This is a genomic window from uncultured Corynebacterium sp., assembly GCF_902489365.1.
Lineage (GTDB): Bacteria > Actinomycetota > Actinomycetes > Mycobacteriales > Mycobacteriaceae > Corynebacterium.
This window is the reverse complement of record NZ_CABTZR010000088.1, coordinates 1-8270: the sequence shown is the minus strand read 5'-3', so window position 1 is coordinate 8270 and position 8270 is coordinate 1. Positions and strand designations below refer to the sequence as shown.

Genomic DNA, 8270 nt, shown 5'->3' with positions numbered 1-8270 from the left:
ATCCATGGGGCTAAAAGGCTTTACCAAACGGCGTCGATGCATCACCACTAGGCGCAAGCCTGGTCACCGAGTCATGCCAGATCTAGTAGGCCGCAAATTCACCGCTGACAGGCCGAACCACGTCTATGTAGGCGACATCATGAAGCTTTAGCGATGCGATCCCGCTCGCGTTGTATGGCTCCACCACGACTGGTATTAGCGAGTTCGATACCGTCTTGGGCAAGGTATCGGTAAGCAGTCTGTGGGAAACCAGTCTCTTTCAGTGCGCTATACGCAGACTGGCCGCTTTCTACAAGAGCAACGACCTTTTGGTACTGATCTTTGAATTTATCCTCAGTCAGACTCCGCTGACGCTGACCACGGCTAAGGCCCTCAGCCTGACGCCACACCTTCGCCGTAGCCTTCGAGACCCCCAACTCCTTCAGGATCACCGACATCGGACGCGCATCATGCAGATACGCCTCCACATACCGCTCACGCAGCCTCTTATCACTTGACATCTACACAACCTCCTAGCTGTATAGATGCATTCACCACCTGAACTCGCCGAAAAATCCGGGCAACTTTCGTCAGATAGGGCAGTGTGCAACGAGTGGGGCGGTTATGCCTGCCTAAAATTTAGGAGAAGTCTGAGGAAGAACTACTTCTTCTTTTTGTCTTTCTTGCCCTTCTTTTTCTTTCCCTGCTTCTTGCCGGAGCCGTTGCCGTTGACCTTCTCACGCTCCAGATCCGCTGCGACATCCGGAACATAGGAAAAGTCGTTGCGCGGCGGGCGTACGTATTCGGCTTCGAGTTCAGGGCGTTTCGGAATTTCAGGAACATCCTGCTCTACGTGCTGGTACGGAACCATCTTGAGGATGTGGTTGATCACGTTGATGCGCGAGCGCTTCTTATCCTCAGACTCCACCGTGTACCACGGGGAGGACGGGGTATCGGTGTGGACGAACATCTCGTCCTTGGCACGCGAATAGTCTTCCCAGCGAGTGATGGACTGCAAGTCCATGGGGGAGAGCTTCCAGCGTCGCAGCGGATCGTTGCGGCGGGATTTAAAGCGCGCGAGCTGCTCCTCGTCAGAGACGGAGAACCAGTACTTGAGAAGGATGACGCCATCCTCGATGAGCATGTGCTCCAGCAGCGGAGCCTGGTGAAGGAAGCGCACGTATTCCTGCTGGGAGCAAAAGCCCATGACGCGCTCCACGCCGGCGCGGTTGTACCAGGAGCGATCGAAGATGACGATTTCGCCTGCGGTGGGCAGCTTCTCAATGTAGCGCTGGAAATACCACTGGCCCGCCTCGCGGTCGGTGGGCTTGGGCAGCGCTTCGATGCGGCAGGTACGCGGGTTCAGGTATTGCGTAATGCGCTTGATGGCGGAACCCTTGCCGGCGGCGTCGCGGCCTTCCATGATGATGACCACGCGGGCGCCGGTCTCAACGACCCACTGCTGCATCTCGACGAGCTCTGCTTGGAGGCGCTTGAGCTCGTCCTCATAGGCTTGCTTGTCTAGCTTCGGCAGCTTGGTGGCAGACTTCTTAGACTGTGAACTCATACCTCTAAATTTACCGCTTAGCTGGGGAAATACCTAAACGCGCGGGTAGCCATTTCAGGCGGAATGGGATGTGTTTAGTCAGCCTCGTGTTCCACCACCGCACCGCTGGCGGCGTCGACGTCCAGCTCGTGTTCCTGGCCGTTAGCCTTGAACTCAATCTCCCAGTGCGGGCCCTTGCCGTTGCCACCATCGTCGTAGTCGACTTCCTTCTCCGTGACAGCCTGGGCATCAACACTGGCGTGAGTTAAGGCTTTCTCGAATGCTTCATCACCGGTGAGCGCGCCGGAATTCTCTGCATTTCCGGCGTCCCCGGCACCAGCCGTGCCTGCGGGCTGCTGGGCGTCGTCGTCATCATCGTCCTGGGCCGTGCCAGTTGCAGCGGCTGTTTCCGTCACGGTTTCCACAGACGCGGGAGTCGGCGTAGGAGCGGGATCGGCCTCTTTATCTGAAGAGCATGCCACCAGCGCGGTACTGGTGCATAGAGCGAGTCCGGCGGCGGTGAAGCGGGAACGAAGAGTCATGAAAGGCTCATCCTTCTTGGCTGGTCGGGAAAGTGTGGTGCCCCACCGTATCGACATCAGAGAGTCTTCGCTGAAGATCCTGGATACGGCTGAATGTTAACGGCCGTGACAGGTACAGCCTTCGCCGCAGCCTCCGGCAGCGGGCGGTTCGCCGAAGCGCGTCGTGTTCTCAATCGCGCCGAGCCCTTCGATGGTGATACGGGTGCGGGAGCCGTCGCCAAGCAGTGCCTGTTCACCGCGCGCGAAGCCCACGCCTTCCGGGGTGCCGGTGGCAATGACATCGCCCGGATTGAGTGGGTAGAGGGAGGAACAGAATGCGATGAGCTCGGCCACGGAGAAGATGAGATCATCAGTGTTGTCATCTTGGCGTACGTCGCCGTCGACGGTCGTCGTAAGCCGCGCGGCCTTGCCTGGGGCCCATTCATCAGCCGTAGTCAGCCAAGGCCCGAAGCCGGCGGTGCGGTAGAAGGATTTGCCGGCGTGGAACTGCGTGGTGGCGCGCTGATAATCCCGCAGAGTGTAGTCGTTCATAATGGCATAGCCGGCCACGTAATCCAGCGCATCTTTCACGCTCACCCGGTGCGCGCGGCGGCCCATGACTACGGCGAGCTCTCCTTCGTAGTCCAGTTTCTTCGTGGCATAGTCCGGAATATAGACATCGTCGAAGGGGCCGGTCAGAGCGTCCGGGAACTTGATGAAAAGCGTGGGCTGTGTGGGAAGTTCTCTCCCCATCTCCCGCGCATGCTTGGTGTAGTTGACGCCAACGCAGATAATCTTGCCCGGGTTCGGGAGGACGGGAGCCAGGTCGGAGTCTTTAAAAACGACGGGCTCGCCGGAGAGCTGCGCGGCTTTGTGCCAGTCTGGACTGGCCAGCAATTCGCCGACATCCTCATAATCCAGCTCGGTGCCCACGTTGGGGCCGTCAATACGGATAGCGCAGGTGCCAAAACTGGTGCGGAGAGTAGCGAGCTTCATGTCGGCTAGTCTAACGCGCGGAGAATCTCATCCACCGCATCAGCACAGATGATGGGAATCTCCTGGGCTTCCCGCTTGTTCCATGGCTTGAGAACAAACGCAGCTGGGTCCATGCGCCCGGGCGGGCGGCCGATGCCTACCGAAAGGCGCTGATAGTCTTTGGTCCCCAGAGATTTCGTGGTGGAGCGCAGGCCATTGTGGCCGTGGTCCCCGCCGCCGAGGCGTCGCTTGATGGTGGCGAAGTCGAGCTCCAGCTCATCGTGGACAACGATGATGTGCTCATGAGGAACGTTGAAGTATTGGGCGAGGGCCTTGATGGGTCCGCCGGACAGGTTCATAAAGCTGCGCGGCTTGGCGACGATCACCTTGGTGTCCCCACGCCGTGCTTCGGCGACATCCGTGTTTGTCTTCTTATGAACGGAAAAGGAAGTCAGCAGTTCGTGGGCTAGTTCATCAGCCACGTCGAAGCCGATGTTGTGGCGGGTACTGGTGTACTTCGGGCCGGGGTTTCCTAGACCAACGATGAGAAAGGGAGAAGAAGTCACGCCGCCCATTCTAAACAGCGTGAAGGTGAAAACGGCGAACCGCGCCCGCCTCCCAGAAAGTAGGGAAGCAGGCGCGGTGCGTTAGGTAGGTGAGGGGGAGAGGAGGTTTACTCCTCGTCCTTCTTCTCCTCGGAAGCTCCCTCATCGGCGGACTCGGCGCCAGCCTCAGCGCCGCCTTCCTCGGCAGCCTCAGCGGCAGCCTCGACGTCCTCATCAACCTCCGGCTCGGAGATGGAGACGATGACGGTGTCTTCCTCGGCAGCAAGGGTGGTGCCCTCCGGCAGGGAAACCTCGCCAGCGGTGACCACGGTGCCGTCCTCGAGGCCCTCGATGGACACGACGATCTCTTCCGGAATGTTGAGCACGTCTGCCTCGACGAGGAGGACGTCGGCATCCTGGATGAACATGAGGCCCGGAGCCGGCTCGCCCTCGAGGACAACCGGAACCTCGACCTCGACCTTCTCGCCACGCTTAATGGAGAGCAGGTCGATGTGATCGATGTTGAAGGTCAGGACGTTCTGGTCAATGTGCTTGACCATGACCAGGTGCTGCTCGCCCTCGAGCTCCAGCTCGAACACGGCGTTGACGCCGTGGTTACGGACCAGTGCGGTCATTTCCAGGCGGTCAACGGCGAAGTGCAGTACGTCGACGGCGTGGCCGTAGACAACGCCCGGGATCTTGCCTGCGGCGCGCAGACGGCGAGCGAAGCCCTTGCCGAACTCGGAACGGACTTCAGCCTTCAATACGGGGCGCTCAGAAGCCATAAGTAAATCTCCTTAAAGTATCGTTGTGCGGCAAGGGCTCATGAAGGACCGTGTAGATACGACAAAAGCCTGCCGATGGACGTCTTGGACGAGTCATCGCAGGCTTAAATACAAGATTCACTGCTTAACTTGTGCTATCGCGTCGATAACGGATTTCTCCCTCGCCGAGACGCACAAGATTTTAGCAGCAGCGCTGTCGCTGAACAAAATTTAGTGAGTCTCAAACAGAGTGGTCACGGAACCGTTCTCGAAGATCTCGTGGATGGTGCGAGCCAGCAGCGGGGCGATGGACAGGACCGTGAGGTTGTCCCAGCCCTCGGTGGACTGCGGCAGGGTATCGGTGGTGATGACCTCGACAGCACCGCACTCGGACAGGCGCTCGCGGGCCGGGTCGGAGAAGACACCGTGGGTGCAGGCGATAACCACGGACTTAGCGCCGGCCTCTTCCAGCACGCGGACCGCGCCCGCGATGGTGCCGCCGGTATCAATCATGTCATCGAGCAGGATGCAGTCCTTGCCCTCGACGTCACCGACGACGCGGTTGGACACCGTCTTGTTGGCCTCGGTATTGGAGCGGGTCTTGTGGACGAAGGACAGTGGGGCATCGCCCAACTCGTGTGCCCACTTCTCCGCGACCTTCACGCGGCCGGCATCGGGGGAGACTACAGCCAGGTTGTCCAGCGGGTACTTGGACTTGATGTAGTCGGTCAGGATCGGCATGGCGTGCATGTGGTCGACTGGGCCATCGAAGAATCCCTGAATCTGGTCGGTGTGCAGATCTACGGACACGATGCGGTCGGCGCCAGCAGCAGCCAGCAAGTCTGCAACCAGGCGGGCGGAAATAGGCTCGCGTCCCAGGTGCTTCTTGTCCTGGCGTGCGTATGGGTAGAAGGGCAGGATGGCGGTGATGCGCTTAGCGGAGCCGCGCTTGAGCGCGTCGATCATGATGAGCTGCTCCACCAACCACTTGTTGAGCGGCTGGGTGTGGGACTGCATCACGAAGCAGTCGGCACCACGGACAGACTCCTCGAAGCGAATGAAGATCTCACCATTGGCGAAATCGCGCGCGGTGGTCGGAACCAGATCGGTCTTGAGCTCCTTGGCCACAGCCTCAGCCAATGCTGGGTGAGCGCGCCCAGTGAAGAGCATCATGTTCTTGCTGCTGCCGGTAACCTTGCCAGTCATAGGTAGATATCCCTTTACTTGTCGTTAGTTAGTGGTCTATTCGTCAGCCTCGGCGTCCTGTGCCTTGCCGGCGGCTTCTGCTGCCGGCGTGCCCGGACGCTTCTTTTGCACCCAACCTTCGATGTTGCGCTGCTTGCCGCCGGAGACCGCGAGCGCTCCCGCAGGAACGTCGTCCTTAATCACTGTACCCGCACCGGAGTAAGCGCCATCACCGACGGTGACGGGTGCGATGAACATGGTGTCCGAGCCGGTGCGCACGTGGCTGCCGATGGTGGTGTGGTGCTTGTTGACGCCGTCGTAATTGACGAAGACGGAGGAAGCACCGATGTTGGAGTAATCGCCGACGGTGGCGTCACCGATATACGTCAGGTGAGGCACCTTTGTGCCGCGGCCGATCTGCGCCTTCTTTGCCTCGACGAAGCCGCCCAGCTTGCCTTCTTCACCCACGATGACGCCGGGGCGGATGTAGGTAAACGGGCCGATCTGCGCGTTGCCGCCAATGACAGAGTCAAAGCCGTGCGTGCGCACCACGCTGGCGCCTGCTCCCACCTGCATGTTGGTCAGGGTGGTGTCGGGGCCGATCTCGGCGCCATCGGCGATGGTTGTGGCACCCCACAGCTGGGTGTTGGGGTGAATAGTGACATCCTGGCCAATGGTCACGTTGACGCCGATCCAGGTGGTGTCGGGATCAACGATGGTAGCGCCGCCGCGCATGGCGTTCTCGACCATGCGACGGTTGAGCAGGCGACCGGCCGCGGCCAATTGCACGCGGTCGTTCACTCCGGAGAGCTCCTCCGGATCGGCAGCAACGTGCGCGCCGACGCGGTGGCCGTCTTCGCGGGCGATCTCCAGCACATCGGTGATGTAGAGCTCGCCCTGGGCGTTATCGGAGTTGAGCTTCGTCAAAGCGTCGCAAAGCACGGCACCGTCGAACGCAAAGACGCCGGAGTTGACCTCGCGCACCGTGCGCTGTTCCTCGGAGGCGTCCTTCTGCTCCACGATGGCGGTGACGGATCCATCCTCGGCGCGCAGCACGCGGCCGTAACCAGTGGGATCCTCCAGAGTCATCGACAAAACTGTTACGGCATTGCCCTCGCCGGTATGGGTCTCTTGCAGCTGGCGCAAAGTCTCCGGGCGCAGAAGTGGAACGTCACCGTTAGTCACGATGACGGTGCCGTTAAAGTCCGGCAGGGCGCTCAAGCCGCACTGCACGGCGTGGCCGGTACCGTTCTGCTCCTCCTGGACCGCCTGGGATACCGCGCAATCCAGTTCCTCGGCGATGGCATCGACAGCGGGGGATACCTGGTCACGCTGGTGGCCCACGACGACCACGAGGTGCTCCGGGTTCAGACCGGCGGCTGCGTGGAGGGCGTGGCCGAGAAGTGACCTCCCGCCAATCTCATGCAACGTCTTTTGGGTTGAGGATTTCATGCGGGTACCTGCGCCTGCGGCAAGGACGATGGCGGCGCAGTCAGTTACTTCAGCCACGAGTGTGTGTTTCTCCTGTGATTGGGGGTCAGGACTTACTGTGTTTCATCATAACGCGTGCTGCCTACTTCCCGTGTGACACCTCCGGGAGCGCTCGGGCACGCCATGCGCCAATCAGACCGATGCACGCTAAGAACAGGATGGCCGCCGAGGGGCCCGCGAGTGCAATGACGGCGGAGATGCCGCCGACGACGAGGAGGATGACGCCCATCATGGTGTTTGCGGCCCCGACGTAGCGGGTGCGCTTATCCTCACCAGCCATGTCCACCACATAAGTCTTGCGAGCCACGCGGATGGCGGCGTGTGCCAGATTGACCAGGAAGAAGCCGAGGGGCAGCGCCCACATACTCACCGCTGTCGGCGCCCACGCGGCACAGGCGACGATTCCCAGCAAGATGATCGCCGCGGCACCCGCGGCCCAGGACATGACCAGACGGGAGGACTTATCCGACAACACACCGGAAACACGGCCGCCCACGAGGCTGGCCAAGCCCGACGCCAGGACGAAGCCGCCGAGCCCACTAAGCGCCTGCGAGCCGATGTTCTGCGAAAGCACCACGATGAAGGACGTGGACAAGGCAGACACCAGCAGCAAGGCGCGGACGTTAACGAAGCCACGGAAGCGGACATCCTGGGTGTATAGCTGCCAGGTGTCTTTCCACCAGCTGCGGTTTATGCCCTTCTGACCGGAGCTCTCCGGCACGGGCTCCTCGATGCTGCGAAAGACCGCTGCGGCAAGGAACCACGTGGCCGCGCCGATGGCCAGTAATAGTGCCAGACCCCAGCGCGGGAGTTCGCCCAGAACGGCGAGGATGCCACCGGTAATCAAGGTGACCGCCCCGCCGAGCTGTGTTGCCCGTCCGGTCACGACGCCGCGGCGCCCCTTGGAGATGGTGCGGCCTTGGACGTCCTTACCAGTGAGCGAACACAGCGCGCGGAGCACGGCGAGAGCAGCAAGCGCGAGGCAGACGATGAGGCCGAGGAGGGGGCCGCGAACAAGCACGGCAGCCGCCGCGATGATCGCCGCGCACAGACCCTGGCCCACCGAGCCCAGCACCCACAGGCGCTTGCGTGCGGGGTGAGATACCACCCACGGGGTCAGAGCCGCCTGCGGGAGCATGGAGCCGGACTCGCGCAAGGGAACCAGCAAGCCTGTAAAGAAGCCTGGGACCCCGGCCACACTAAACAGCCAGGGCAAGACTGTCTTGCCGGAGAGCAATTGATCGCCCACGCCCTGCAGGCCGTT

General features: G+C 61.1%; 9 protein-coding genes. All 9 read right to left on the bottom strand.

The window, feature by feature from the left end:
* Positions 1–137: 137 nt before the first annotated feature.
* Positions 138–500 (bottom strand): hypothetical protein, encoded by a 363-nt coding sequence (locus RDN59_RS10445; protein WP_308607781.1) that lies wholly within the window; start codon positions 498–500, stop codon positions 138–140.
* A 140-nt stretch (positions 501–640) separates the two neighbouring features.
* Positions 641–1546 (bottom strand): polyphosphate kinase 2, encoded by a 906-nt coding sequence (gene ppk2, locus RDN59_RS10440; RefSeq protein WP_308607780.1) that lies wholly within the window; start codon positions 1544–1546, stop codon positions 641–643.
* A 74-nt stretch (positions 1547–1620) separates the two neighbouring features.
* Complete coding sequence (locus RDN59_RS10435; protein ID WP_308607779.1) at positions 1621–2067, bottom strand: PepSY domain-containing protein; 447 nt, start codon at positions 2065–2067, stop codon at positions 1621–1623.
* Between the two features lie 96 nt (positions 2068–2163).
* Positions 2164–3042, bottom strand: a complete 879-nt coding sequence (locus tag RDN59_RS10430) for a fumarylacetoacetate hydrolase family protein (protein WP_308607778.1) — start codon at positions 3040–3042, stop codon at positions 2164–2166.
* Between the two features lie 5 nt (positions 3043–3047).
* Positions 3048–3596 carry an aminoacyl-tRNA hydrolase gene (gene pth, locus RDN59_RS10425; protein ID WP_308607777.1) on the bottom strand — a complete coding sequence of 183 codons (549 nt, stop codon included), beginning with the start codon at positions 3594–3596 and terminating at the stop codon, positions 3048–3050.
* Between the two features lie 98 nt (positions 3597–3694).
* Positions 3695–4351: a 50S ribosomal protein L25/general stress protein Ctc gene (locus RDN59_RS10420; protein ID WP_308607776.1), complete on the bottom strand. Its 657-nt coding sequence runs from the start codon at positions 4349–4351 to the stop codon at positions 3695–3697.
* Positions 4352–4561: 210 nt separating this feature from the next.
* Positions 4562–5536, bottom strand: coding sequence for a ribose-phosphate diphosphokinase (locus RDN59_RS10415; RefSeq protein ID WP_070447098.1), 975 nt, complete (start codon positions 5534–5536; stop codon positions 4562–4564).
* Positions 5537–5572: 36 nt separating this feature from the next.
* Positions 5573–7024, bottom strand: coding sequence for a bifunctional UDP-N-acetylglucosamine diphosphorylase/glucosamine-1-phosphate N-acetyltransferase GlmU (gene glmU / locus RDN59_RS10410; protein WP_308607775.1), 1452 nt, complete (start codon positions 7022–7024; stop codon positions 5573–5575).
* 64 nt (positions 7025–7088) lie between these two features.
* Positions 7089–8270, bottom strand: a 1182-nt coding sequence (locus RDN59_RS10405; protein ID WP_308607774.1) for an MFS transporter, incomplete at its 5' end; no start/stop codon positions are given.